This is a genomic window from Pseudomonas phytophila (assembly GCF_025643095.1).
GTDB lineage: Bacteria > Pseudomonadota > Gammaproteobacteria > Pseudomonadales > Pseudomonadaceae > Aquipseudomonas > Aquipseudomonas quasicaspiana.
In genome coordinates this window covers 4860537-4886530 of the sequence record NZ_CP081201.1, presented here as the reverse complement: position 1 = coordinate 4886530, position 25994 = coordinate 4860537, and the positions used below count along the sequence as shown (strand labels likewise).

Genomic DNA, 25994 nt, shown 5'->3' with positions numbered 1-25994 from the left:
CTATAGGCGCTTGCGCCGGGTTAGGGTGTCATGGGCTGAACCGGGGCTGAATAGACGACAGTGGGAGCGAATTTATTCGCGAAGGCGGCCTTGCATGTGCCAGGCATGTATCGACTGTATCAGCCAATCGCGAATAAATTCGCTCCCACAGGGTTCTCATCAAATTCAGAGACCGCGGGCACTCAATCCGGATGCAACGGCTTGGACAGCGACATAATGGCTGCGTAGTCATAGACGTACTGACGTCCGGCATGGCTGGTCTGACGTAACTGGTCGATCAGCAGTCGCTCTTTCTTGTTCAGGTATCTCAGCCCAGGGTGGTCACTTGACTTGAGGCGATCACGTTCATGGGCGTCAGGGAAAGCAATGACGTTAGTCATGAAATATCTCCTACTTAGTGAGTCCTTGCTTCCGGTTATGTAGTCCCGGTCACTTTATGTGGCGACGAAGCCACCATACCCAGAAAAAGTTGGAGCGATCAACCCTGTAAATGAATAGCCGGTCACACTATCTGCGTGACTTCGAAGGTTTGGGTGCTGCTATTTACGCGAATCTCCAGTTCATCGCCCGTCTGTTTACCCAGCAAGCTCTGGCCTAATGGCGCGCGGGCGGTGATTACCGTGACAGTGTGCGCGTCGTATTGAATCTTCAGACCAGCGGCGTCAGGCCCCAGAAACAGATGCTGTTCAACGCCAAGGTGATTTTCCAGCGTGATCAGGTCGCCGGACTGAATGCCTTTGTCCTCACTGAATGGCGCGAGTGTCAGCTTTTGGTAGAGCACCAGCGACTGGCGAATTTCTTCCACACGCCGCGCCTGACCCGCAGCCAGATACGAGGCTTCGAGCCCCAGCGTGTCGTATTTGTTTTCGGCGATGTTTTCTTCGTGGGTCGCGGTTTCATACGCGGTCTGAGCAGCGCGCCGGGCGATATCCAGGTCCACCTCCAGTTTGTCGATGATCAGTTGCAACACGTCTTGCTTGTTCATGGTTTATCCGCAGAACTGGATGACATTGGCGCGGCTTTTCTCGCTGGGCGCGGTGCGATCCTGCTGCATCCAGAAGTTGCATTTGGGGCCGTTGAAGTTTTTCTGCTGTTGTTCCTGAGCCTGTTCCCACGCCTGGCGTGCCTCGCTTTCCCGCAGGCTTTGCTCATACTTTTCGAACATGGTTTTTTCCGTGGCGGGCGCAGGTTTTTCGACCGGCGGTGCGCTTAGTTGCGCAGCAGCATTGTTGATGACCTGGGTTTCGGCCGCAGGCAAGGCTTTGTAAAAAAGCATGCCGGTCAGAGCCACTGCGACAAAACCAAGCCAGATGCCGATGGCGATACAGGCGATCAGTTTCAGTGGGTGAAGGGACACATTCAGCTCGCGACGATGGGTAGTGGGCATGACGGGATCTCGGCGTTGACTGCAGATGCTGTGATTGTGCCATGAGCGGAGGCTGGTGAATGCCGGTTGTCTGAAGGACAATCGGCGTTTTTTATCATCCAGCCTCAGGGAGCCGGACATGAAAGCCTCTTGGGACATTTTTTGCAGCGTCGTCGACAACTACGGTGACATCGGCGTGACCTGGCGACTAGCCAGGCAACTGGTGGCCGAGCATGGTTTGAAGGTGCGCCTTTGGGTGGATGATCTGGCTGCCTTTGTGCGCCTGAGCCCTGGCGCTGATGCCTCTGCTGCGCAGCAGTGGTGCGAAGGCGTCAGCGTCCATCAATGGCCGAAGCAATGGCAGGCCACTGACATCCCCGACGTAATCGTTGAGGCATTCGCCTGCCGTCTGCCACCCGACTACGTTGACGCTATCGCACAATGTTCACCCCGGCCGGTATGGATCAATCTCGAATACCTCAGCGCCGAAGATTGGGTGAGTGGCTGCCATGGCCTGCCATCGGTGCAATCCAACGGGCTGCGCAAATTCTTTTTCTTTCCGGGCTTTGTTCCGACTACCGGTGGTCTGCTGCGAGAGCATGATTTGCTTGCCACACGTCAGGCGTTTCAACAGAACCAGGCAGAGCGTAGCCATTTCCTGCAAGGGCTTGGGGTCACTCCTGACGATGGCGCACGATTGATTTCGGTATTTGCGTATGAAAATCCGGGTATCGGAGCCTGGCTTGACGCATTGGCGACCGATAGCGAGGCAAACCATTTACTGGTGCCGGAAGGCCGTATTCTGGGGGATCTGCAACGCTGGCTTGGCGTCGACTCGCTTCGAACCGGGGTACGGGAAACCCGCGGAGCGCTGACGGTTCAGGTACTGCCGTTCGTCAGACAGGAGGATTACGACCGGCTCCTATGGTCCTGTGATTTCAACGTGGTACGCGGCGAAGACTCTTTCGTAAGGGCGCAGTGGGCGGGGCGGCCGCTGCTCTGGCACATCTATGAACAGGACGATGACGCCCATTGGGTCAAGCTCGATGCCTTTCTGGAACACTACCTTGCAGGGCTCTCGCCCGAGGCTGCAAAGGCGTTGAGCGGCTTCTGGCGCACCTGGAATGCGGGAGAGAAGGGCGCTGAAAGCTGGCAGGCGCTGCTTGAGCACTGGTCAGAGATCGCGAACCACGCTGAAAGCTGGTGTGTGCAGCAAGCTTCCCTCGCTGATCTTGCGACGGCGCTGGTACTGTTTTGTGGAGTTTCGTATGATACGCGGCCTTGAGATTAGGCTCTGTACGAAAAAGACCTTCGCGTGACACGCGCGAAGCGGTTTCTCGTACAGAGCCTCGGCAAATTCCATCCAAATTCGGATATACGCAATGAAAACTGGTAAAGAACTCAAACCCGGTACCGTGATTCGTCTTGAAAATGACCCTTGGCTGGTTCAGAAAGCTGAATTCACCAAGTCCGGTCGTAACAGCGCCATCATGAAAACCAAGCTGAAAAACCTGCTGACCGGTTACAAGACCGAGATCGTTTACAGCGCTGATGACAAACTGGACGACGTAATCCTCGACCGCAAAGAAGCGACCCTGTCCTTCATCAGCGGCGACACCTACACGTTCATGGACACCACTGACTACACCATGTACGAGCTGAACGCTGAAGACATCGAAGCCGTTCTGCCATTCGTGGAAGAAGGCATGACCGACGTTTGCGAAGCGATCTTCTTCGAAGAGCGTCTGGTTTCCGTAGAGCTGCCAACCACCATCGTGCGCGTAGTTGACTACACCGAAGGTTCGGCTCGTGGCGACACTTCCGGCAAGGTGATGAAGCCTGCCAAGCTGGCCAACGGTACCGAGCTGCAAGTAGCTGATTTCATCGAAATCGGTGACCGCATCGAGATCGATACACGTGAAGGCGGTTCCTACAAAGGCCGTGCTAAATAAGCACAGCTTTTACCGCGTTCAACAAAAAGCCCGCAGCGATGCGGGCTTTTTTGTGGGCGCTTGTCGAATGAACATGGCTGCCCTTGTGCCGCCTGTGTGGGAGCGAATTCATTCGCGAAAGCTATATATCAGTCAACAGAAGCGTGTCGGCTGTACTGGCCTCTTCGCGAATGAATTCCCACAGGTTTCGGCCATTCCGCAGCACTTGGAACCGTTGCGGTTATACGGTTACATGCAGGCGCACATCAACGTTGCCGCGAGTAGCGTTCGAGTACGGGCACACCTGGTGAGCCGCTTCAACCAGTTGCTCGGCATCCGCTTGTTCCAGGCCTGGCAGGTTGATGTTCAGGTCGATATCCAGACCGAAACCGCCAGGAATCTGGCCGATGCCGACATGGGTAGTGATCGAGGCGTCAGCCGGAATAGTGCGCTTGCTCTGGCCCGCGACGAATTTCAGCGCGCCGATGAAGCAGGCCGAGTAACCGGCTGCAAACAATTGCTCAGGGTTGGTGGCTGCACCACCTGCGCCGCCCAGTTCTTTTGGCGTAGCGAGTTTCACGTCGAGGATATTGTCGCTGGAAACAGCACGACCATCACGGCCGCCGGTTGCAGTTGCGATGCCGGTATAAAGCGTATCCATGGTGTCACCTCATCAGAGTCGGAAGATCGTAGTGATCGGGTCTTTCAAAACTTGTCTGTTTGCGCTGGAAAGGAGTGCGCTAACGGAGTACGAAATAAATGTATCGCGCAAATAGTTTGCGCGCAAGATAATATTTTGGATTGTTGGAATGGAATCATCTATAGGCGATTGGCTTGTGCTCCCGGCACAGTGCGGTGGTGACGCAAGCACGCTTTTTTCTGTGGGAGCTGAGCTTGCTCGCGATAAGGTCGGGCGCGATCTAAAGTGAACCGCGTCCAGCCTCATCGCGAGCAAGCTCGGCTCCCACCATGGTATTTTTTGACGCGAGACTGCGCGGTGCCATGCACATCGGGATGCTCTTACAGAAAAGCGTTTATCCAGTGGTTGTGGATGAGGTGCAGAACGCCCTCAAACACTGCCTTGCAGATTCTCGCGAAGCTTGAGCAGTTCACCTTGCAACGCTTGCAGTTGTGCTATTTCCAGGCCGCTGGCGGACAGGATGCAGCCGGGGACGGTCAGGGCTTTTTGCTGAAGGGCCCGGCCTTGTTCGGTCAGGTGCAGCAGCACAACCCGCTCATCTTCCTTGCTGCGAGTACGACTGATAAAACCTTCGCCTTCCAGGCGTTTGAGCAGGGGCGTCAGGGAACCCGGATCTGTCAGCAGCCGGGTGCTGACGTCGCCAACGGTCAAGCCGTCCTGTTCCCAGAGCACCATCATCGCCAGATACTGCGGATAGGTCAGGCCCAGCGCCTGCAGCAGCGGTTTGTAGACCTTGGTCATCAGCAAAGACGTGGAGTAAAGGGCGAAACACAGTTGGTTGTCGAGCTGCAACGCTTGGCAGTTACTGTCGGCAGTGGAGCTGGCGTCAGCGCTCATGGTGTGGTCCTCTTTTGCGTGTGTCATGCCGACAATTTAGTGCCGTGATCTTTGTTGCGCCAGATAAATTCCGGTCAGTCGCTGCACGCAACTAGGGATTGCCCGCGATCAAGGGCATGAAAACATCTGCAACAGCGCACATCGGTTATTTGCCTGAGCAGCCAGACTGCGTAGCATGCGCGCATTGTTTGAGAAGGGATTGCGGCGTGATTGAAGTGGTGATGTTCGTAGCGTTGGGTGCCGCCATGGGCACTCTGGGTGGGTTGTTCGGTATTGGGGGCGGCCTGGTTGCGATTCCCGCTTTAGGCGTGCTGTTCGGGCTTGATCAACAACTGGCTCAGGGCACCGCTTTGTTGATGGTATTGCCTAACGTGCTGTTGGCGCTGTGGCGTTACAACCAGCGAAATCGTATCTCCATGCGCAACGCCATGATGCTGATCATCCCCAGTTTCTGTCTGGCGTGGCTGACATCGTTGTGGGCGGTACGCCTTGATCCGCAGCACATGCGCCTGGCGTTCATTGCCTTTCTGATTTTGCTCACGGTCTTCAATCTGGCGCAGATGTTCTGGCGCAAAGATAACGCCAGTACCGGGTTGCGCCACGTTAATCGGCTCTGGTTGCTAGGGATAGGTTCGGGCGTCACCGGAGGCCTGTTCGGCGTCGGCGGTGGAGTGATTGCCACGCCGATTCTGACCAGTTTTTTTGGTGCGAGCCAAGTGGTTGCGCAAGGACTGGCTTTGGCGCTGGCTGCCCCGAGTACAGCCATCACCTTGTTTACTTACGCACTGCATGACCACGTCAATTGGAGCATGGGCATTCCGCTGGCCGTGGGTGGGCTGGCCAGCATCAGTTGGGGCGTAAAGCTGGCACATTCGCTGCCCGAGCGTTTGCTGCGCTCGCTGTTCTGCGGCTTCCTGGTGGTCTGTGCGGTCATTCTGGCCTTCAAAGCCTGACCGCTTAAAGCCTGAATCCTTCGGCGATGTGTTCCGCGAGACATTCGGTGATGGGCGACGGGTTTTTCGGATTACGCAGCAGGACGATGCTCGCCAGCGGTAGCTGCGGCATCTGTTCAGCTTCGCCAATGATGCGTAAATCAGGGGTTAGCAGACTTTCCAGTTGTGCGGTCACGGCCAGGCCGGCTGTCACTACCGCGCTGATCGCCGCCAGACTCGCACTGGTGTAGGCAATCCGATAATCGCGCTGCATCGTGTCTAAAGCATTGCAGGCCCACGTCCGGCAAAAACAGTCGGTGTTGAACATCGCCAAAGGCATCGGACTTTGTTCGTGAGGATAAAAGCCTTGAGCGACCATCCAGACGAATCGCTCCTGACGCAGGATCTGACCGATCTCGGTACCGGGTTCGCGAGTGACGATACTCAGGTCCAGATCCTGGCGCAGGAGCAATTGTTTTGAAGGTTCACAGTGCACTTCAATCTGCACAAGCGGATAGGTCTGCGCAAATCGCTGCAGAATGCCGGGTAAAAAACGCATGACGTAGTCGTCCGGTGAACCAATCTTCACCACGCCCACCATGTGCGGCTCGCGCAGGGTGTTGAAGACTTCTCCGTGCAGCTTCAGGATCCGCCGCGCATAACCCAGTAGCACTTGCCCCTCAATCGTCAGGCTGACGGTGCGTCCATCTTTCTGAAAGAGGGGACGCTGGATCAGATCTTCCTCCAGACGCTTCATCTGCATGCTGACGGCCGATTGAGTACGGTTCACCACTTCGCCCGCGCGGGTAAACCCACCGTGATCGGCAATGGCCACAAACGTGCGAAGGAGCTCGGTGTCGATGCTTGGGTAGCTGGTCAATGCATCAATCTCTCAAATGGAACGCATAAAAAACATTCGTTTGATTGATCTTAACGCTGACGCGAGACTCTAGCCATCCCACATGGAGGGCAAGATGATGAAAGGTCAAAAAGGTTATGTGCTGGTATTGAAAGCCCATTCCCGTGATTCCTGGATCGAGCGCCTGCTCAGGTCGATAAAGAGACGCGCTTCCCGCTGGGCCGAACTGCATCGCCAGCGTCGGCAATTGGAAAGTTTGAGTGACGCTGCACTGAAGGATCTTGGTTTGAGTCGGGCGGATGTCTATCAGGAAACCGGGCAGCACTTCTGGAAAGACCCGATGAAGCGCTGATGTTGGCTGTAACCACTGTAGGAGCTGCCGAAGGCTGCGATGGCGGTGTGTCAAAGGTATGCAATCGCAGCCTTCGGCAGCTCCTACAAGTCTTGGGTTTGCCTGAGGCCTAGCGTTTAACCTGCTTCAACGTCTCGGCAATCAGAAACGCCAGCTCCAGCGACTGATCGGCATTCATCCGTGGGTCGCAGTGGGTGTGATAACGATCTGACAAACCATCTTCGGTAATCGGCCGGGCGCCGCCAATGCATTCGGTGACGTTCTGCCCGGTCATTTCGATATGAATGCCGCCGGCATACGTGCCTTCAGCCTGATGCACCTGAAAGAACTGTTTCACCTCGCCAAGGATCTGCGCAAAGTCGCGCGTTTTGTAGCCGCTGCTGGCCTTGATCGTATTGCCATGCATCGGGTCGGAGCTCCACAGCACTTTGCGGCCTTCACGTTCAACGGCGCGGATCAGTTGCGGCAAGTGGTCGCCAACCTTGTTCGCGCCCATGCGGGCGATCAGGTTGAGGCGGCCAGGGTCGTTGTCCGGATTGAGGGTGTCGATCAGGCGAATCAAATCATCGGGGTTCATGCTTGGGCCGACTTTCACGCCAATCGGGTTGTTCACCCCGCGCAGGAACTCCACATGAGCGCCGTCCAATTGCCGGGTACGGTCGCCGATCCACAGCATGTGCGCCGAACAATCGTAGTAGTCGTTGGTCAGGCTGTCGCGCCGCACAAAGGCTTCTTCATAGTTCAGCAGCAGCGCTTCGTGGGCGGTGAAGAAACTGGTTTCACGCAGTTGCGGCGAGCTGTCCATCCCGCAGGCGCGCATGAACGCCAGGGTTTCATCAATGCGGTCGGCCAGTTGGCTGTACTTCTCGGCCAAGGCTGAGTTGGCGATGAAGTCCAGGTTCCATTTGTGGACTTGATGCAGGTCGGCGAAACCGCCCTGGGCGAAGGCACGCAGCAGGTTCAGGGTTGCAGTGGACTGGTTGTAGGCCTGAATCAGTCGGTCCGGGTCCGGAACGCGGCTTTTTTCATCGAAGCCGATGGCGTTGACGATATCGCCCCGATACGCGGGAAACGTCACGCCGTCGATGGTTTCATCGTTGGCTGAGCGGGGTTTGGCGAACTGACCGGCCATGCGACCGACTTTCACAACCGGGCACCCGGCAGCAAAGGTCATGACGATTGCCATCTGCAGCAAGACTTTGAATGTGTCGCGAATCTTGGCCGCGGAGAACTCGACGAAGCTCTCGGCGCAATCACCGCCCTGCAACAGGAAGGCGCGGCCCTGAGTCACCTCGGCAAACTGTCGGCGCAACTCTCTGGCCTCGCCGGCAAATACCAGCGGCGGATAGCTTGCCAGTGTCTGCTCGACCTTTAACAAGTGCGCAGCATCGGGGTATTGAGGTTGCTGCTGAATAGGCAATGCCCGCCAGCTGTCGGGGCTCCAGGGTTGGCTCATCATGAACTCAAGGTCAGTGCGATCGGATCAGCATGTTAGCAGTTCGCCGAGCTGTCGCTAGCGTCCAAGGGATAATCGGAGCGCGGTTACGGCAGTAGCGCTAGCGCCATCAAAGAGAAAGAGCGTGACCTTGTGACTGCGGTTGATCGACAATTCGCTTTTTGCGCGGTCCTGCGACTGCATCAACAGGCCAGACTTGGGCTCGCCGTTTAGGAGACGTAATGACTGAGGAGCGGGTGGAGCGGATTCTGGCCGAGGTACATGATGATTTCGGCATGATTCGCGTGCTGGAAGTCGACGACTATCGCTTTCTGGAATTCGGCGATGCCATCGAGCAAAGCTGCACCTTCACGGCCGATCCGAGCTGGCTTGAGTACGACTACACCCGGGCGATGCTGATTGGCGCGTTGTGTCACGACGCCCCGGAAAGCGCGCTGTTTCTGGGGCTGGGGGCGGGTACGCTGACTCAGGCTTGCCTGAAGTTTTTGCCGCTGGAAGATGTCGAGGCCATCGAATTGCGTCCTGACGTGCCGCGTCTGGCTATTGAATTCATGGGGCTGGATGACGATCCCCGGTTGTATATCCGCATTGGCGATGCGCTTGAACTGCTGGACACCGCCGAACCGGCTGACCTGATTTTCGTCGATCTCTATACCGATGTCGGTCCCGGTGTTGGCCATCTGGCCTGGAAATTCCTTGAGAACTGTCAGAAACGTCTGAATTCAGGAGGCTGGCTGGTGATCAATCAGTGGGCCTCGGATGACGGCAAACCGTTGGGCGCGGCGCTATTTCGTGGTCTCTACCACCGGCACTACTGGGAGCTGCCGGTGAAGGAGGGCAACGTTATTCTTATTGTTCCTGCCGATCTGGATCAGGAGCTGGACGTTGCATCGCTGAATGCCCGTGCTGAAGAACTGGCACCACGCCTTGGTTACTCGCTGGCATCCTTGATCAAGGATCTGCGCCCGGCAACCTGAAGACAGAGCCTTCAGGCGTTGCCCATGTCCGGACACGGCGAACGATCTTTGGGGCGCATTTCTGTAGGAGCTGCCGAAGGCTGCGATGCTCTTATCCTGACACACCGCCATCGCAGCCTTCGGCAGCTCCTACACAGACTGTGTGAAAACTACTCCAGGCTGGGCACCTTCGGTGCTACGCGCACAATACTGCGTTAAAAACAGGCGAAAAATGCTCATTTAGAACACTAGAGTCGGACGCGACCCCGGCCGTTTTTCGCCTGTTTTTGCCTTGTCTTGCCGTCGCTCGCTACGTTTTCACACAGTCTGCACAGGTCCAATGCATGCTGCGCGACAGCGCTGTGTCACGGATACTGTGGGACTCAGATCACACGCCTTTAAAGACACCGGGCCTGCGCTCTTGCATGGCAAGCAGGCCTTCTTTGGCGTCCTCGGTACTCATCAGGTGGTTGACCATGGCAGGTAGCGCCTGGGCGGCGACTGTTTCTCCTTCGAGCACCGCCTGACGGGCGGAGGCAATCGTTGCGCGAATCGCCAGCGGTGCCTGTTCTGCGATGCGCCCGGCCAGCAGCAAGGCGTAGGGCAGAAGGTCTTCCGGGGCCGTGACTTCCTGCACCAGCCCCATGCGACAGGCTTCCTGGGCATCGAATTCGTCGCCGGTCAGCAGCCAGCGCATCGCATTGCCCCAACCGGCGATCTGATGCAGACGTAATGTGGCGCCACCAAAGGCGAAGATCCCGCGATGGACTTCCAGTTGCGCAAAGCGGGTCGTGCTCGCGCACAGATTGATATCCGACGCCAACATCAGCTCAATGCCCAGGGTCAGGCAGTAACCCTGAGCGGCAACGATCACCGGTTTGCTGACCCGGGGGCCTGCGAACACGCCCCAAGGGTCACAACCGCCTTCGGGCACCTGCCAGCCATTGATCAGCGCCGGACCGGCTTCGGCCAGATCCAGCCCGGCAGTGAAATGCTCACCATGGGCAAAAACCACCAGGACTCTGGCCTGATCCTCGCGTTCGTATTCACCGTAAGCCAGGCTTAGCTGGTTGAGCAGCTCAAGATCGAAGGCGTTGCGTTTGGCGACACGATCCAGGCCGATGAGCATCACGTGGTCGTGCAGTTCACGGCTGACACGGCCTTTTATAGAGGAAGTCATGTAGGAAGTCCCTGCGCGTGGAGTAGGATCGGAGGCGGACTGTCTGAGTGATCAGGTGAACCGTTTAAGCAGTTTCTCCCGTAAACCCGGGCCTGTAGCAAAATAGCCACTGTTGTCGGTTTGCGCAAAGCCTGTAGGTCTTGGGCATTAGCCATGATTGGTAGTGAAAAAAATCCTCACTTTTTTGCGTAATTCCGGTATAGTGCGCGCCGGTCTTTAACAGGGCCCTCGTCAAGGTATTGCAATTCCCCGAAGCCAGCTTCGGCTGCTTGTTCGCTGTGCGAACTATCCTAGGCGATCCATTCATCAAACGTTTTCGCAAATCCCCGCCGACAGAGCAGCCAGGGTGACTTTAGGGTCGTACACGGCACGCGCAGCTTTGGAGCATGGGTCTTTGCGGATGCACTAGAGGCAGACCCATGACCCAGGAATTCGGCGGCTTCGCCGCTTTTGAACTTCATCCAAATATCCTTGCAGCCGTTATTGCCACTGGCTACGAAGAGCCTTCGGCCATTCAGCAGCAGTCGATCCCGATTATCATGGCCGGCCATGACATGATCGGCCAGGCGCAAACCGGTACGGGTAAAACCGCCGCGTTCGCACTGCCAATCCTGCATCGTATCGACCCAAGCAAGCGCGAGCCGCAAGCACTGATTCTGGCGCCGACTCGCGAACTGGCCCTGCAGGTTGCTACCGCTTTCGAAACCTACGCCAAGCAAATGCCGGGCGTTACCGTTGTGGCTGTCTACGGCGGTGCGCCGATGGGCCCGCAACTGAAAGCAATCCGCAATGGCGCACAAATCGTTGTCGCCACGCCGGGCCGTCTGTGCGATCACCTGCGTCGTGACGAGAAAGTCCTCGCGACCGTGAACCACCTGGTTCTCGACGAAGCGGACGAAATGCTCAAGCTGGGCTTCATGGACGACCTGGAAGTTATCTTCAAGGCCATGCCGGAAACCAAGCAGACCGTTTTGTTCTCGGCTACTTTGCCGCAATCGATCCGTGCCATCGCCGAGCGCCACCTGCGCGATCCGAAGCACGTTAAGATTCAGACCAAGACCCAGACCGTTACCGCGATCGAGCAGGCTCACCTGCTGGTTCACGCTGACCAGAAGACCTCAGCTGTACTGAGCCTGCTGGAAGTCGAAGATTTCGACGCCCTGATCATGTTCGTACGCACCAAGCAAGCGACCCTGGATCTGGCAAGTGCCCTTGAAGCCAAAGGCTACAAGGCTGCTGCACTGAACGGTGACATTGCCCAGAACCAGCGTGAGCGCGTTATCGACTCCCTCAAGGATGGCCGCCTGGACATCGTTGTAGCGACCGACGTTGCTGCCCGTGGTCTGGACGTTCCGCGCATCACTCACGTATTCAACGTTGACATGCCGTACGACCCAGAGTCCTACGTTCACCGTATCGGCCGTACTGGCCGTGCCGGTCGCGAAGGTCGTGCACTGCTGCTGGTGACTCCGCGTGAGCGCCGCATGCTGCAAGTGATCGAGCGTGTAACCGGTCAGAAAGTTGCTGAAGTCCGCCTGCCGGATGCTCAGGCTGTTCTCGATGCCCGCATCAAGAAACTGACCAACAGCCTGTCGCCACTGGTTGGCGATGCCGAGTCGACTCACGGCGAACTGCTGGATCGTCTGACTGCCGATATCGGTTGCAGCCCGCGCGCCCTGGCCGCTGCTCTGCTGCGCAAAGCTACCAACGGTCAGGCTCTGACCCTGGCAGCCATCGAGCGCGAGCGCCCACTGGTGCCGAACAACGCACCGCGTGAGCGTAGTGATCGTTCGTCGTCGGATCGTCCAGAGCGCAGTGGTGATCGTGAGCGTCGCGCTCCGGTTCCATTGGCCGAAGGTCGTGCTCGTTGCCGTACCGCGCTGGGTGCGCGTGATGGTATCGCTGCCAAGAACCTGCTGGGTGCAATCCTCAACGAAGGCGGCCTGGCCCGCGAAGCAATCGGCCGCATCCAGGTGCGCGACAGCTTCAGCCTGGTTGAACTGCCGGAAGATGGCCTTGAGCGTCTGTTGACCAAACTCAAGGACACCCGCGTTGCAGGCAAGCAGTTGAAGCTGCGTCGCTATCGCGAAGATTGATCAACGCTTGAGTTGATCGTCTGAAATAAAAAATCCCCGACTGGTTCGGGGATTTTTTTGTCTGGGTTTCCTGCTTCTGTAGGAGCTGCCGAAGGCTGCGATGGTGGTGCATCAGGAATATCGTCTCGCAGCCTTCGGCAGCTCCTACAGATTGGCGTCAGGTCTGTGGCCTCACCCAAACCTGTAAATATCCATTCCCAGTGCTCCCATCGTGAAGCCTTTGTGCGCCACGCTGAATTCACCACCGGCACCCCGGGCGAAATACAGCGGCAGCAAATGCTCATCGCTTGGGTGACTGCGCACGGCGTTGGGGGCTTGTGCCCGGTAGTCATGCAATGCGCCCTCATCATTGCTGCCCAGCTTCTCTATCATCCAGTCGCGAAACGCTTTGGCCCATGGCTCTACGCTTTCCGGTCCGGCATGCCAGTCCAGTTCACCAAGATTGTGGGTGATGCTGCCCGAGCCGATAATCAATACACCCTGATCACGCAGGCTGGCCAGCGCCCGGCCGACGCGAGTCTGCAGTGCCGGGCCTTCGCGGCTGGGCAGGGAAACCTGAACAACAGGGATGTCGGCATCGGGATACATCAGAGACAGTGGCACCCACACACCATGATCAAAAGGTCGTTGGCTGTTAGTGCGCGCTGCCAGCCCGGCAGCCTGCAACAGCCCCAGGACTTCAGCGCTCAACGTTGGCAAGCCGGGAGCGGGGTACTGCACCGCAAACAGGGCCGCGGGGAAACCGCCGAAGTCATGCCAGGTTTCCGGCTGCGGGTTGGCGTTGACCAGCAGCTCCTGGCTTTCCCAGTGAGATGAAACAATAACAATCGCCTTGGGCCTGGGCATCTCGGCTGCGAGACGCAACAGGGCCGGGCCGCTTTCGCCTGGTTCCAGCGCAAGCATCGGCGAGCCGTGGGAGATAAACAGGCTGGGGAACATAGCGGGCGTCCTGAGCGTTAAGATGACGCCATCTTCAGTCAGATCATTGATCTAAATCTAATATAAGTTTTAGCGCCTTTTAATCGAATTATGAGGAGTATTCATGCAGGCCGAATTTTGGCACGAGCGGTGGGCGGCCAACCAGATTGGTTTCCATCAGCAACAAGCGAACCCCTTGCTTCAGCAGTTCTGGCCGGAACTGGCGGTCGGGAAGGATGGACGTGTTTTGGTGCCCTTATGCGGCAAGAGCCTTGATCTGGTCTGGCTGGCGGAGCAGGGGCATAAGGTATTGGGTGTCGAGCTGTCGGAAAAAGCGGTCCAGGCGTTTTTCAGCGAGCAACATATTGAACCTGTCATCAGCCAGCTTGGCGCGTTCAAAGTGTACGGCTGCGCAGGGATTGAGTTGTGGTGCGGTGACTTCTTTGCGTTGCGGGCTGAGGATGTCGCGGGGTGTACGGCGCTTTATGATCGCGCCGCATTGATTGCCTTGCCGCCTGCAATGCGTGAGCGATATGTCGCACATCTGGCGTCAGTGTTGCCTGCCGAATGCCAGGGCCTGCTGATTACGCTGGATTACGATCAGGCAAAGATTGATGGGCCGCCGTTCTCTGTTCCGGACGAGGAGGTGCAGCGATTGATGGCCGAGGGCTGGAAGCTGGACATATTGCAGACCAGCGATGTTCTCAAGGGCAGCGTGAAATTTGAGCAGCGCGGTGTGGAACGCCTGGAAGAGCGGGTTTATCGTTTGGTTCGACGTTGAAAAGGCGCTGATGCGCGGCAAACGATTGACCTGTAGGAGCTGCCGAAGGCTGCGATGGCGGTATGTCAGGATGAATGCCTCGCAGCCTTCGGCAGCTCCTGCAGGTTATGTACTCGTATAAAAAAAACCGGCACTAAGGCCGGTTTTTTTTATGCAGGTCGATCAACCGCGGCGGCGCAGTGCCTCGATACGATCTTCCAGAGCCGGGTGGCTCATGAACAGCGCAGCCAGACCGCTCTTCAGGCCACCGTTGATGCCAAACGCCGTCAGGCTGTCAGGCATCTGCACCGGCACGCCCTGTTCGGAGCGCAGGCGTTGCAGGGCACCGATCATGGCGCTGGTGCCTGCCAGTCGGGCACCGGCTTCGTCAGCGCGGTATTCGCGTTTGCGCGAGAACCACATGACGATGGCGCTGGCCAGGAAGCCCAGAACCAGTTCGGCAAAGATCGTCGTCACGTAGTAAGCAATGCCCTGACCGTTTTCGGTCTTGAAGATCACCTTGTCGACGAAGTTACCGATGATGCGGGCGAAGAACATTACAAAGGTGTTCACCACGCCCTGCACCAGCGCCAGAGTCACCATGTCGCCATTGGCAACGTGGCCGATTTCGTGGGCCAGTACCGCCTTCACCTCATCAGGTGAGAAGCGTTCCAGCAGACCCTGGCTGACAGCAACCAGTGCATCATTCTTGTTCCAGCCTGTGGCGAAAGCGTTGGCTTCGTAGGCAGGGAAGATCCCGACTTCCGGCATCTTGATACCAGCGTCGCGGGACAGTTGCTCGACGGTTTGCACCAGCCATTGTTCATGGCGGGTACGCGGCTGGGTGATGATCTGGGTGCCGGTGCTCATTTTCGCCATCCACTTGGAGATGAACAGCGAGAACAGCGAGCCGGCGAAACCAAATACAGCGCAGAAGATCAGCAGCTGATTGAGGTTCAGATCAACCCCATTGGCCGCCATGAACCCGTTGAAGCCAAAAAGGCTCAGGGTGATGCTGGCAATCAGCACGACCGCCAGGTTAGTGGCCAAAAACAGCAAAATGCGCATCATGGTTTGGATGTTCTCCTGTGACGAATATGTAACGCGTTGCGGGGTATATAAGGGGATGTCAGCGGCTATTCAACCTGACGACTATTTCAAACTGTGTCGTCTGGCGCGAACCAGTAGCATTCGCTTTAGGCAAACAGGTTCCGGCCCAGAGCGGCTGGCTCTGAACGCTGTTACGCGCAGATTGTTTTTTTGTATTGCGGCACGAGCGCGGTACAGCAAAAGCGATCCCTTGCTCAGGAATCGCTATGACCGCAAAGAGAGGGCAGGAATTCCCGTCGGGCGCAGTTTATGCGCCGCAGCGGGGCCTGGGGTTACTGACGATAGGTCTTCAGGAAGTTGCCGATGCGACCAATGGCCTGATCCAGGTCGTCGACGCGCGGCAGGGTGACCACGCGGAAGTGATCAGGCCATGGCCAGTTGAAGGCAGTGCCTTGAACGATCAGCAGCTTTTCCGACAGGAGCAGGTCAAGGGCGAACTTCTCGTCGTTGTGGATCGGGCAGACCTTCGGATCGATCCGCGGGAACGCATAAAGTGCGCCCATCGGCTTCACGCAGCTGACGCCGGGAATGTCGTTGAGCAGTTCCCAGGTGCGATTGCGTTGCTCCAGCAAGCGGCCTGCTGGCAACACCAGATCGTTGATGCTCTGGTAGCCGCCCAGCGCGGTTTGAATGGCGTGTTGGCTCGGCACGTTGGCGCACAGGCGCATATTGGCCAGGATGTCGATGCCTTCGATGTAGCTTTGCGCGTTGTGTTTAGGGCCGGAGATGGCGACCCAGCCGGAACGGAAGCCTGCCACGCGATAGGATTTGGACAAACCGTTGAACGTCAGGCACAGCAGATCGGGTGCCAGCGAGGCAGTGCAGATGTGCACGGCATCGTCATAGAGAATCTTGTCGTAGATCTCGTCGGAAAACACCACCAGATTATGTTGGCGCGCCAGTTCGAGCATGCCTTCCAGTACTTCTTTGGAGTACACGGCACCGGTCGGGTTGTTCGGGTTGATGATCACCATGGCTTTGGTGTTCGGGGTGATCTTGGCTTTGATATCAGCCAGATCAGGCCACCAGTTAGCCTGCTCGTCGCACAGGTAGTGCACCGGGTTGCCGCCGGCCAAGCTGACGGCTGCGGTCCACAGTGGATAGTCCGGAGCCGGGATCAGTACTTCATCGCCATTGTTGAGCAATGCCTGCATCGACATCACGATCAGCTCGGAGACGCCGTTGCCCAGGTAGATGTCTTCGATGCCGACGCCTTCAACCTGCTTCTGCTGGTAATACTGCATAACGGCCTTGCGCGCACTGAACAGGCCTTTGGAGTCGCTGTAGCCTTGCGCGGTCGGCAGGTTGCGGATCACGTCCTGCAGAATTTCGTCCGGCGCTTCGAAACCAAATGGCGCAGGGTTGCCGATGTTCAGCTTGAGGATGCGATGGCCTTCCTCTTCCAGGCGTTTGGCGTGCTTGAGCACCGGGCCGCGAATGTCATAGCAGACGTTGGCGAGCTTGTTCGATTTGCTGAACTGCATGGTGATTGATCCCGAAAATGGACGAGCCGTAGCGAGCTGTAAATCTGGTTCGTCGGGTGTGACGCCGTAAAAATGAGTTTGTATGGTCGAAACGTGAGTGACAGACTGGCGCGTAATGAGGCGCAATGATACGTGCCACCTGATCTGTGGAGAAGATACAGATCAGGCTTTTTCGACTGCGGAGGTGTACCTGTGGAAAAGTTGGACAAGACTCTGGAAGAATGGCGGGCCATGCTTGACCCGGAGCAGTACAACGTTTGCCGCCTCAAGGGCACCGAACGTCCGTTCTCCGGTAAATACAACAGCACCAAAACCGATGGCGTCTATCATTGCATCTGCTGCAACGAGCCGCTGTTTGACTCTTCTACCAAGTTTGATTCCGGTTGCGGCTGGCCGAGTTTCTACGCGCCGCTCGAAGGCAGCGCAGTGGTCGAAGTGCGCGATGTCAGCCACGGCATGATTCGCACTGAAGTGGTTTGCGCCAAATGTGACGCGCATCTGGGTCACGTATTTCCTGATGGCCCACCGCCTACCGGCCTGCGTTACTGCATCAACTCGGTGTGCCTGGACTTGGTGCCCCGCGAAGCTTGAAAGATGTCTCGCCCTGCATGCTTGATTTGTGGGAGCTGAGCTTGCTCGCGATAAGGCTGGGCGCGGTTCAATTTAGATAGCGTCCAGCCTCATCGCGAGCAAGCTCAGCTCCCACAAGTTTTATCGCATTTCAAATTGCGATCGCGGGGGAGTGTAACCGTCCAAAGTTGCTTATAAGAACCTATCACTCCCGGAAATTGAGATGCGCGCCAGTCAATGGCGCGCTAATTTCAGGACCCGCTTTTCATCAAGGATCACTGTCATGAGCGCCAATCTGCTGAGCATTCCGGTTACGACGATCAAGGGTGAATCGAAAACCCTCGCCGACTTTTCCGGCAAGGCTGTGCTGGTGGTCAATACCGCGAGCAAGTGCGGTTTTACCCCGCAGTACAAAGGGCTTGAGAAGCTCTGGCAGGACTACAAGGATCAGGGGCTGGTCGTGCTGGGCTTTCCCTGCAATCAGTTTGGCAAGCAGGAGCCGGGTAACGAAGGGGCTATTTCGGAATTCTGTAAGCTGAATTTCGGGGTAAGTTTTCCGCTGTTCAAGAAAATCGATGTCAATGGCAGCGATGCCCACCCGTTGTTCGTCCAGTTGAAGAAGCAGGCGCCGGGTTTACTCGGGTCCGAGCGCATCAAGTGGAACTTCACCAAGTTTCTCATTGGCAAGGATGGTCAGTTGGTCAAACGTTTCGCACCGCTGACCAAGCCCGAGGACCTGAAAAGCGAAATCGAGACGCTGCTCAAATAGTCATTTCACCGGTAGCCACTGTTCCAGCAGGCTGACCAGATCGGAACGGCGAAACGGCTTGGCCAGATAATCACTCATGCCTGCCGCCCGGCAGCGTTCGCGCTCTTCGGGCATGGCATTGGCAGTCAGCGCAATGATCGGCAGTTGTGGCCAGCGTCCGCATTGGCGGATCTGGCGGCTGGCTTCGTAGCCATCCATGACCGGCATATTGCAGTCCATCAGCACCAGATCGAACTCGTGAAGTTCAAGCTGCTCCAGCGCTTCGCCGCCGTGGCTGCTGACAATGACCTCACAGCCCAGTTTGCTCAGTATCCCTCGGGCTACCAATTGATTGACCGGGTTGTCTTCCACCAGCAGGATTTTGGCCGGGCGCAAGGTCTTGCTGTCGGCCGCTTCCGTATCCCGGTCGGGAATCTGCTCGGGTTGCAGGATCCGACACAGGCTTTGATAAAGGGCATTGCGTGCCAGCGGTCGAGCATGTTGCTGCAGGGGGGCGAGGGCGCTGACCTGTTCGCTTGGCATGAAGTTGCCGTAGGCAGTCACCAGCAGAATGGGCACATCAATCGTCGGGCGCATGCCAAACAGGCATTCCGGGCAATCGGTGATCACCAGATCAGGACTGCTCCTGGGGTCCATATTCTGCACGTTGTCATCCATGCTCCATCGCTGAAAATCGATACCCCATTCAGGCAGCAAATTGCCCAGTAGCTCAACAAGCCCGCTGCCCGCGTTGCTGACAACTACGACGCGGCCTTTTAGAGGCGTCGGAGTAATGGTGGCCTGATGGATGGGCAGTGGCAGGTCTGCGCAGAATTGACTGCCGAATCCTGACTCCGAATGAATACTCAATTGCCCTGACATGGCTTCACACAGGTTATGGGTCAAAGCCAGACCCAATCCGGTGCCACCAAATTGCCGGGTAATCGCCGCTTCTGCCTGGGTAAAAGGCTGGAAAATCCTCTCCTGTGCTTCTTGGGCAATGCCGATACCGGTATCCCGCACTTCAATGCGCACGCTGTTTTCCAGGGTGTCAGTATCCTGATAGTTGCTCAGTCGCACATCCACCCGGCCAAAACGGGTGAATTTCAGCGCGTTTGAAAGCAGGTTGCTGACGATTTGTCGGACCCGTGTCGGGTCACCCACCACCAGAGCCGGAAATTGCGTATCAATGAAACAGGTCAGCTCGACGCTGGGCGCCGCATTCTGTGACAGCAGGTTGGCGGTGTCCTCTACCAGCGCGCCGAGATCGAAGGGGATGCGCTCGACCTGCAAGTGACCCGCGTTGAATTTGGACATGTCGAGTATGTCGTTGAGCAGTTCCACCAGCACCTTGCCCGAGTCGTGGGCAATCGACAGTTGCTGACGCTGTTCGGCGCTCAGGGGGCTGTCCAGCGCCAGGGCGAGCATGCCTAGCAGCCCGTTGAGCGGCGTGCGGATTTCATGGCTCATGTTCGCCAGGAACGCGGTGCGGGCCTGAGCCATGTCCAGCGCCGTACTGCGAGCGATTTTCAGCTCTTCATTGGACTTGCTCAGCCTTTCGTTGCTGGCCTTCAATTCAGTGGTGCGGGCAGAAACGATGTCTTCCAGTTCATTGCGGTGTGCCGTCAGCCGGTCTTCGGCTTCAACCCGCCGCGCCAGTTCTGAAGCGATGTTTGCAAACTGGCGGTTGGCGACATCTACCAGTACGCCGATTTCATCGTTTTCGTGCTTGGGTGGGCATCGCAGTGGTGTGGGAGTAGGGTTGCTTGAGTCGCGCGTGGCCAGAGCCCGTATCACGTCAACCAGGGGTTTGGTCAGTGTCATGTAGAACAGCAGCGTCAGCACGCCCGCCAGAATCAGGCTGCGCATGAAGCCATTGAGCAGCGTGATGCCCGAGCGCTGCAGGAAATGATTACCGAAGGCAAAGGTGTCGACGTTCAGGCGCAGCGTGCCAATCGGTTCGTTGGGTAAGTGCGCCAGGTTCAGGGTGTCTTCGAACTGGCGGCTTTCGCCAAACAGGAAGTCGCTGACAAACCGGTAGCGACTTTGCGCGAAGGGGCGTTCGACGCTGGAAAGCACCACATTGTTGTTGTCGGTCAATCTGGCGCCCGCCACCGCCGGGGATTGCAACAGGCCCAGGGTCAGTTCCTGAGCCAGCTCGGCGTCGATGTTGTAGGCAATGCGTGAGGCCGGGTTGTGGCTGATTTCCAGCAGAGAGCGAATTTCACGATTGATGGACGCATCTTCGCTGGCATAATCGATAGCAATTTGTATCAGGCTCAGCAACATCCCCAGAATGAAGCCGAGCAAAACTGTCAGGCGGGCCTGTTTATACGAGAGCCGTTGAGTAAACGCTATGTCCATGAGGGTATTGCCACTTCTGGTGTCCTTCGCGGGGGCAAGCATAGCTGATCGGCGCTGGCTCTCATCAAGCAACTTATAGTTAACTGAATTGAAATGAATATTTGCAGGACTGGCATTAGCCGTGAAGGCGTTGGCACATCTTATCTACAGGTGTGACCGGAACCGCTTTCCTCACTGCTCAGGCCAGTCCCGTCGTGTTTACTGCGTGTTAATCAAGGAGCCATTGTGGACTCTCGCTTGAATGCTTTTCTCGAACGCGCCGACGCCGTACTGGCGCGGCTTGAACCGCTGCTGCCAGCGCCACGGGAAGCGGTCGACTGGTCGCACTCCATGGCCGCGCGCTGGGTTCGTGAAGGCCGCAGCGGTTACCTGATGCCGCTTGAAGTCAGCCTCGACATGCGTTTGTCTGATCTGATCGGTGTCGATCTGCAACGTGAACAACTGGGTCGCAATACGCGTCAGTTCATCGACGGTCTTCCGGCCAACCATGCTTTGCTGTGGGGGTCGCGTGGGACAGGCAAGTCTTCGCTGATCCGTGCGCTACTCGCCGAGTACGCGAAGGCGGGCCTGCGGCTGATCGAAATCGAGCGCGATCATCTGGGCGATCTGCCGCGTGTCGTCGAGCAACTGCAAAAGCTGCCGCAGCGTTTTGTGCTGTTCTGCGATGACCTGTCTTTCGAGGCAGGGGAGAGCGATTACCGGGTTCTGAAGAGTGTGCTCGACGGTTCTCTCGAGCAGGCTCCGGACAACGTTCTGCTTTATGCCACGTCCAACCGTCGTCATCTGGTGCCGGAAAAGGAAAGCGACAATCTCAACTGGCAGCAAGTCGATGGCGAACTGCATCCAAGCGAGGCCGTAGAAGACAAGATTGCGCTGTCGGATCGCTTTGGGCTGTGGCTGTCGTTTTACCCGTTCACTCAGGAGCACTACCTGAACGTAGTGGAACACTGGATCACGCAACTTGCCCTGGCGGCCGGCCTGAGCTGGCAGCGTGATGAGGAACTGGACAAGCACGCGATCCGCTGGGCAACCGGACGGGGCAACCGCAATGGGCGGTGCGCCTATCAATTCGCACGTTATTGGGTAGGTTTGAAATTGTTGGAGCAACAACCATGATTGACTTGCAAAACACCGGTGCCGGGCTGGAAGGCTACGGTCTGTTGGCTGCGCAGCTGGAATCTCTATTGGCTGATGAGAAAGACTTTATCGCCAACGCCGCACAGTTCTCGGCTTTTTTGTATAGCCAGATTGATGATCTGAACTGGGCCGGCTTTTATCTCAACCGTGATGAAGAGTTGGTGCTGGGGCCGTTTCAGGGGCAAATCGCGTGTGTGCGCATCCCGTTTGGCCGCGGTGTGTGCGGCGCTGCTGCGCAAAGTCTGCAAACCCAGCGTGTCGAAGACGTGCATGAGTTTCCGGGGCACATTGCGTGCGACAGCGCATCGAACAGCGAGCTGGTCGTACCGTTGGTAAAAGAAGGACGCTTGATTGGGGTGTTGGATCTGGACAGTCCGAAGGTGGGGCGCTTTTCGGAGCAGGATCAGGCAGGCATTGAGCGATTGGCAGCGATCTTTCTGAAAGCAACGGACTGTTGAGTTCTGGTTGGCGCATCGCTCAGAGCGTATGCGCCAACCCGTCGTCTATCAGTCGTAGATGACTTTCTTCTTCCATTCCGATTCGGTGTCGTCCGCCTTCAGACCTTCGGTCAGAGCGTTGTCGTCGTCTGCGGTTGGCGCAATGTTGGTCAGTACCATGGAGTTGGCACGTGCCAGCTGTTTTTCCATGGCTATCAATGCGGCTTGATACGTCACAGGATCTGGCTGGTTCTTCAGGTACTGCACGCCGCGTTCAAACGCGAGACGCGCCTGACCAGGCTGGTCCTGCTGCAGTGCGGCCTGGCCCAGGTTGTTGAAGAATTCAATATGCAGCATCACCAGAATATTGCGGATCTCGCGAATCCAGTGCTTGGCTTCGCTGGTTTGTAGAAATCCGTCATGTGCAGCGCGAGTGACCTGGCCATGCAGCGCTTCTAATAGAAAGCGAACATCTTTGGCCTTGGCTTCGGTGAGGATCGGGCTGGCCGGGTTGGTCACGGCAATGGCGTCGCCTTGTGCAACCAGGGTGTTCAGCTCGTCGACGCGGGTTTTGAGCTGTGCGCTGTTTTTATCCAGCGCCAGCATGCGCTGTACCACGTTGAGTTCCAGACGGGTCATCAGCAGCTTTAAAGCAGGGGTGACCAGTTGGCCCGGGAACGTTTCGGAAATTTCGGTGCAGCGACGCAGTCGGTCGCTGAGCTCGATCTTCGTTCGCGCTTTATCCAGCTTGGAGTTTTCTGCCACATGGTTGAGATAGCCGATCGCGATCAGGAGCGCAATGCCGGCTACTACCATCAGGGTAATCATCAGTGGAGTCACCGCGCGAACCTCTATATAGCTGTAGTCAGTAAATTTGAAGTGAGTGTAGTGGCTAAGCACTATTGCGCATAGATGCACTGCTTGTAGTTTGTCGGCCAATCCATAAATACCTGAAGCGCGCAGCGCCAGGCGGCTGGATAAAGCAGGCGAAGTCATTGATTTAGATAAATTTTCACATTGGGGTTGACGACCCCTCAATCCATCCATAGAATGCGCGCCACTTACAGCGTAAAGCACCTAGCGGAACGCAAGTTAAGTAGTGAAGTTGTACGTGTGTCCCCTTCGTCTAGTGGCCTAGGACACCGCCCTTTCACGGCGGTAACAGGGGTTCGAGTCCCCTAGGGGACGCCATATTGCGGGAATAGCTCAGTTGGTAGAGCACGACCTTGCCAAGGTCGGGGTCGCGAGTTCGAGTCTCGTTTCCCGCTCCAGTTTATGCAGTCTTGCTTCCGGGCGAGATTGAGTGAAACCAGAACCCAGTCTTCGGACTTGGATTTGGGCACTGAAATACACACCATGTGTTTCAGTTAGCGTGTCCCCTTCGTCTAGTGGCCTAGGACACCGCCCTTTCACGGCGGTAACAGGGGTTCGAGTCCCCTAGGGGACGCCATTGCGGGAATAGCTCAGTTGGTAGAGCACGACCTTGCCAAGGTCGGGGTCGCGAGTTCGAGTCTCGTTTCCCGCTCCATATTTAACGAAAACGCCGCTCAATAGAGCGGCGTTTTTGTTTGTGCGTTTTTTAATGCCCAGCTATCTGATTTGGCATATTTTTCTGTAGAAGTGGCCCCGGTGTCCAAGGCACCGGGCTGTATCGTGGCAAACATAGGGCCTGTAGGAGCTGCCGAAGGCTGCGATCGCGGTGTGTCAGGAGAAATGCTTCGCAGCCTTCGGCAGCTCCTACAGAAAATGCATTTCAATCCAGCCGTGTTTGCTGTGAACAGCGTGGTTTTATCAGCGAGGCAAGATCTGTCGCAAGTCACCCAATCCGAAAATCAGCATGCAGCCGCTTCCAGTGCTTGCGTAAAACGCTTTTGTGGTCGTCCGCCATCCTGCTCTCATCCAGCGCCGCAGGCCAAAGGGTACGAGCTTTCTCCAGCGCCGCTCTGAGGTTATAGAGAACCGGACGCCACGGAATATCCCCATATTCCGCCCACTTCTTGAAGTCCTCCATGGAAACTTCGTACCAGTTTTTGCTACCGCCCATATTCAGGGCGTACTGGTTTTCATCGGTGATGTAGGCCTTGGTCACAACGATGTCGTAAGCGGGAGACAGTTCGGCGTTGCGGCCATCTGGATAAATCATGCTCCAGTTCTTGAGATGCGCGTCGCCGTTTGCCAGCAGTATGTTGACCAGGAGTCTCACCGCCATCTGCGCCGCATCTCGCTGGCCTTGAAGCGAGTTTTGATAAATCAGCTTCCCTATCTGTTCATAACTGGCCGCGCGGTATTTGTCGTGGGCGTAGGCAAAGAAAATCTGGGCAAAGTCTTCTGAGTGGACGCGCTTGTTGTCTGGCAATCGATCGTATCGACGTATTCCATAGGCGTACTGCTCATTCGGCAGATTGATGTTGGGAAGCGCCTCGATGTGGGTCATCGGGATCAGCTTGATTTCGGGGATGTTCACGCCAGCAAGGGCAGCGAGTGTCATTGCTGTGTATTCATTGAGTGGCACAAACGGATGCACGGTCGAAGGCGTTTTAATAATCCAGTCCCCGGGAGCATCGGGGTCGCCGGTGATGTAACGCCCGTCCTGGTTGCGCATGGAGAATTTCATTTGTACGCCAGCCAGAGAAAAATGCGCTCGGCTATCAGGAATATCGATAACGGTGGGCTGGATTTTTCCACGGTACTGAAGGGCCAGATGCGGGATTTCCGAGGCTTCCAGAGGGTAGGCAATCAGTGCGCCGGGGAGGTCTCGGCCCAGCCAGGTCAGCAGCGGGAATTCATTATCCCGATGAACCTTCATCGCTTGTGACAGGAAGTCGCGTAACGCGCCTTCTGGAAGCAGGTTGCTGAGCACCGGGTGCAGCTTATGGCTGCTGATGTAGGGATGGCTTGCTGCAAGTTGCCGGGCCAGAGACGCGGGGTTGTTGTGGGACAGCGTCAGCGGATTTTTGGCCTCGTTTTGGACGTACTCGGGCGCTAGTGTGAAAACGTTCTTGCCGTTGGAGTACCCCGCGACATAACCGACGTTTTCACCCTGAAGGGTCAATCGTAAGGCTGAGACCGTTTCTTTGACCATCAGAGGTCTCCCCAGGGGTTTTCAGCCTCTTCGCTGACCGTCGAAGTTTGCACTTTAGGTTCGGTGTAGCGCTGATTGATCTCCGTTTGAGCTTCGCTGGCAAGAATGCGTTGAACGGCAGCGAGCTTCGACTTGGGGACCAGAACCAGCGCCGACTCCAACCCTTCAGCAATCTGATCGAGCGTGTTGAGTCGTGGGTTGCCACCCGCTTCGATTTTGCCGTACTGCTGTCTTGTGAGCCCTGCCAGCAGTGGCATTTCCTGAATTTTCAAGCCAAGCGCAAGACGACGTTGGCGGATTTGATCAAGCAATGTGGTTTTCATGGCGCGCCCCCTCGGTGAGGTACGCAGTATGTAATCTATATGGCTCTCGTCAAGAAAAATGAGCTATATAGATTACTTTATTGGATAAAGAGCCTTATAGCTTACATTCTTAGCTTGAAGAGTCTTATATGGCTCCTTGTTGGCGAGAGAGTCATATAGATTGCATCTCATGCATCGCCAATTGAGTCAATCAAGCACTCAGGATAACGAGCTTTCTGCACTTATATAAAGCCGACTGCGCCCGATTTGCACCATGGGGATGCGCCGAATCATGAGTCTTATAGCTAAGCCGACCCCGCATACCCGCATCGACAGTCGGGCTTTACGAGGTGTTTCCCGATTTGCACCCAGGCTGGCACAAACGCTGCATTATCCCTGCTCAGGTCCGCCGCGAAT

At 56.6% G+C, this 25994-nt stretch carries 26 protein-coding genes and 4 tRNA genes; 15 read left to right on the top strand and 15 right to left on the bottom strand.

Features of this window, described 5'->3' with window-relative positions; genetic code table 11:
- Positions 1-182: 182 nt before the first annotated feature.
- The 3 genes from K3169_RS22115 to K3169_RS22105 all read right to left on the bottom strand — a co-directional run bounded on the left by K3169_RS22115 (position 183) and on the right by K3169_RS22105 (position 1387).
- Positions 183-380, bottom strand: coding sequence for a hypothetical protein (locus K3169_RS22115; protein WP_027900553.1), 198 nt, complete (start codon positions 378-380; stop codon positions 183-185).
- A 122-nt stretch (positions 381-502) separates the two neighbouring features.
- On the bottom strand, positions 503-985 hold the full coding sequence (locus K3169_RS22110) for a GreA/GreB family elongation factor (RefSeq protein ID WP_263268006.1): 483 nt from the start codon (positions 983-985) through the stop codon (positions 503-505).
- Between the two features lie 3 nt (positions 986-988).
- The gene (locus K3169_RS22105) at positions 989-1387 is read right to left on the bottom strand and encodes a hypothetical protein (RefSeq protein WP_255881986.1); all 399 of its coding nucleotides are present in this window, start codon (positions 1385-1387) and stop codon (positions 989-991) included.
- Positions 1388-1505: 118 nt separating this feature from the next.
- Here K3169_RS22105 and earP point away from each other — a divergent pair, with 118 nt between their 5' ends.
- Both earP and K3169_RS22095 read left to right on the top strand, forming a co-directional pair.
- On the top strand, positions 1506-2651 hold the full coding sequence (earP, locus tag K3169_RS22100; RefSeq protein ID WP_263268004.1) for an elongation factor P maturation arginine rhamnosyltransferase EarP: 1146 nt from the start codon (positions 1506-1508) through the stop codon (positions 2649-2651).
- 97 nt (positions 2652-2748) lie between these two features.
- Positions 2749-3318, top strand: coding sequence for an elongation factor P (locus K3169_RS22095; protein WP_027900557.1), 570 nt, complete (start codon positions 2749-2751; stop codon positions 3316-3318).
- 220 nt (positions 3319-3538) lie between these two features.
- On the opposite strand, the gene K3169_RS22090 is transcribed toward K3169_RS22095, so the two are convergent.
- Both K3169_RS22090 and K3169_RS22085 read right to left on the bottom strand, forming a co-directional pair.
- Positions 3539-3958, bottom strand: a complete 420-nt coding sequence (locus K3169_RS22090; protein ID WP_027900558.1) for an organic hydroperoxide resistance protein — start codon at positions 3956-3958, stop codon at positions 3539-3541.
- A gap of 408 nt (positions 3959-4366) precedes the next feature.
- Positions 4367-4834, bottom strand: a complete 468-nt coding sequence (locus tag K3169_RS22085) for a MarR family winged helix-turn-helix transcriptional regulator (protein WP_231675031.1) — start codon at positions 4832-4834, stop codon at positions 4367-4369.
- Positions 4835-5040: 206 nt separating this feature from the next.
- Here K3169_RS22085 and K3169_RS22080 point away from each other — a divergent pair, with 206 nt between their 5' ends.
- Positions 5041-5787 (top strand): sulfite exporter TauE/SafE family protein, encoded by a 747-nt coding sequence (locus tag K3169_RS22080; RefSeq protein WP_027900560.1) that lies wholly within the window; start codon positions 5041-5043, stop codon positions 5785-5787.
- Between the two features lie 4 nt (positions 5788-5791).
- On the opposite strand, the gene K3169_RS22075 is transcribed toward K3169_RS22080, so the two are convergent.
- Positions 5792-6646 (bottom strand): LysR substrate-binding domain-containing protein, encoded by an 855-nt coding sequence (locus tag K3169_RS22075; RefSeq protein WP_255877111.1) that lies wholly within the window; start codon positions 6644-6646, stop codon positions 5792-5794.
- 94 nt (positions 6647-6740) lie between these two features.
- Here K3169_RS22075 and K3169_RS22070 point away from each other — a divergent pair, with 94 nt between their 5' ends.
- Positions 6741-6977 (top strand): DUF1127 domain-containing protein, encoded by a 237-nt coding sequence (locus K3169_RS22070; protein WP_263267998.1) that lies wholly within the window; start codon positions 6741-6743, stop codon positions 6975-6977.
- Positions 6978-7086: 109 nt separating this feature from the next.
- Here K3169_RS22070 and K3169_RS22065 read toward each other — a convergent pair whose 3' ends face one another.
- The gene (locus tag K3169_RS22065) at positions 7087-8433 is read right to left on the bottom strand and encodes a class II 3-deoxy-7-phosphoheptulonate synthase (RefSeq protein WP_099267452.1); all 1347 of its coding nucleotides are present in this window, start codon (positions 8431-8433) and stop codon (positions 7087-7089) included.
- A gap of 221 nt (positions 8434-8654) precedes the next feature.
- Here K3169_RS22065 and K3169_RS22060 point away from each other — a divergent pair, with 221 nt between their 5' ends.
- Entirely contained in the window at positions 8655-9410 is a 756-nt protein-coding gene (locus tag K3169_RS22060) for a spermidine synthase (protein ID WP_027900564.1), read from the top strand.
- 367 nt (positions 9411-9777) lie between these two features.
- On the opposite strand, the gene K3169_RS22055 is transcribed toward K3169_RS22060, so the two are convergent.
- A complete protein-coding gene (locus K3169_RS22055) occupies positions 9778-10569 on the bottom strand; it encodes a crotonase/enoyl-CoA hydratase family protein (protein WP_099267451.1) in 792 nt (263 codons plus the stop codon).
- Positions 10570-10955: 386 nt separating this feature from the next.
- On the opposite strand from K3169_RS22055, the gene K3169_RS22050 reads away from it, so the two are divergent.
- Positions 10956-12665, top strand: coding sequence for a DEAD/DEAH box helicase (locus tag K3169_RS22050; RefSeq protein WP_200866102.1), 1710 nt, complete (start codon positions 10956-10958; stop codon positions 12663-12665).
- Between the two features lie 171 nt (positions 12666-12836).
- Here the strand turns inward: K3169_RS22050 and K3169_RS22045 are convergent, their stop codons facing one another.
- On the bottom strand, positions 12837-13604 hold the full coding sequence (locus K3169_RS22045) for a DODA-type extradiol aromatic ring-opening family dioxygenase (protein WP_263267993.1): 768 nt from the start codon (positions 13602-13604) through the stop codon (positions 12837-12839).
- A gap of 103 nt (positions 13605-13707) precedes the next feature.
- Between K3169_RS22045 and K3169_RS22040 the strand changes: the two genes are divergently transcribed.
- The gene (locus K3169_RS22040) at positions 13708-14364 is read left to right on the top strand and encodes a thiopurine S-methyltransferase (protein WP_263267991.1); all 657 of its coding nucleotides are present in this window, start codon (positions 13708-13710) and stop codon (positions 14362-14364) included.
- A 162-nt stretch (positions 14365-14526) separates the two neighbouring features.
- Here the strand turns inward: K3169_RS22040 and htpX are convergent, their stop codons facing one another.
- Both htpX and K3169_RS22030 read right to left on the bottom strand, forming a co-directional pair.
- Complete coding sequence (gene htpX, locus K3169_RS22035; protein ID WP_027902444.1) at positions 14527-15414, bottom strand: protease HtpX; 888 nt, start codon at positions 15412-15414, stop codon at positions 14527-14529.
- Between the two features lie 311 nt (positions 15415-15725).
- The gene (locus tag K3169_RS22030) at positions 15726-16937 is read right to left on the bottom strand and encodes a pyridoxal phosphate-dependent aminotransferase (RefSeq protein ID WP_255879791.1); all 1212 of its coding nucleotides are present in this window, start codon (positions 16935-16937) and stop codon (positions 15726-15728) included.
- A gap of 192 nt (positions 16938-17129) precedes the next feature.
- Between K3169_RS22030 and msrB the strand changes: the two genes are divergently transcribed.
- On the top strand, positions 17130-17528 hold the full coding sequence (msrB, locus tag K3169_RS22025) for a peptide-methionine (R)-S-oxide reductase MsrB (protein ID WP_027902446.1): 399 nt from the start codon (positions 17130-17132) through the stop codon (positions 17526-17528).
- A 262-nt stretch (positions 17529-17790) separates the two neighbouring features.
- A complete protein-coding gene (locus K3169_RS22020; protein ID WP_263267986.1) occupies positions 17791-18276 on the top strand; it encodes a glutathione peroxidase in 486 nt (161 codons plus the stop codon).
- Here the strand turns inward: K3169_RS22020 and K3169_RS22015 are convergent, their stop codons facing one another.
- Entirely contained in the window at positions 18277-20619 is a 2343-nt protein-coding gene (locus tag K3169_RS22015; protein ID WP_263267984.1) for a response regulator, read from the bottom strand.
- A 225-nt stretch (positions 20620-20844) separates the two neighbouring features.
- Between K3169_RS22015 and K3169_RS22010 the strand changes: the two genes are divergently transcribed.
- Both K3169_RS22010 and K3169_RS22005 read left to right on the top strand, forming a co-directional pair.
- Positions 20845-21735, top strand: a complete 891-nt coding sequence (locus K3169_RS22010) for an ATP-binding protein (protein ID WP_099267445.1) — start codon at positions 20845-20847, stop codon at positions 21733-21735.
- A complete protein-coding gene (locus K3169_RS22005) occupies positions 21732-22214 on the top strand; it encodes a GAF domain-containing protein (protein WP_122704386.1) in 483 nt (160 codons plus the stop codon). Before K3169_RS22010 ends, K3169_RS22005 begins: the two co-directional genes overlap by 4 nt.
- Before the next feature lie 48 nt (positions 22215-22262).
- Here the strand turns inward: K3169_RS22005 and K3169_RS22000 are convergent, their stop codons facing one another.
- On the bottom strand, positions 22263-23021 hold the full coding sequence (locus K3169_RS22000; protein ID WP_080238342.1) for a hypothetical protein: 759 nt from the start codon (positions 23019-23021) through the stop codon (positions 22263-22265).
- A gap of 287 nt (positions 23022-23308) precedes the next feature.
- Here K3169_RS22000 and K3169_RS21995 point away from each other — a divergent pair.
- The 4 genes from K3169_RS21995 (at position 23309) to K3169_RS21980 (ending at position 23721) form a co-directional block, all read left to right on the top strand.
- Positions 23309-23384, top strand: a tRNA-Glu gene (locus K3169_RS21995).
- A 4-nt stretch (positions 23385-23388) separates the two neighbouring features.
- Positions 23389-23464 (top strand) — tRNA-Gly (locus K3169_RS21990).
- A 103-nt stretch (positions 23465-23567) separates the two neighbouring features.
- Positions 23568-23643: transfer RNA gene (locus tag K3169_RS21985), tRNA-Glu, on the top strand.
- Between the two features lie 2 nt (positions 23644-23645).
- A tRNA-Gly gene (locus tag K3169_RS21980) sits at positions 23646-23721 on the top strand.
- Between the two features lie 288 nt (positions 23722-24009).
- On the opposite strand, the gene K3169_RS21975 is transcribed toward K3169_RS21980, so the two are convergent.
- Together K3169_RS21975 and K3169_RS21970 are read right to left on the bottom strand one after the other, a co-directional pair.
- Complete coding sequence (locus tag K3169_RS21975) at positions 24010-25275, bottom strand: type II toxin-antitoxin system HipA family toxin (RefSeq protein ID WP_263267982.1); 1266 nt, start codon at positions 25273-25275, stop codon at positions 24010-24012.
- Entirely contained in the window at positions 25275-25598 is a 324-nt protein-coding gene (locus tag K3169_RS21970; RefSeq protein ID WP_263267980.1) for a helix-turn-helix transcriptional regulator, read from the bottom strand. Before K3169_RS21970 ends, K3169_RS21975 begins: the two co-directional genes overlap by 1 nt.
- Positions 25599-25994: the final 396 nt, after the last annotated feature.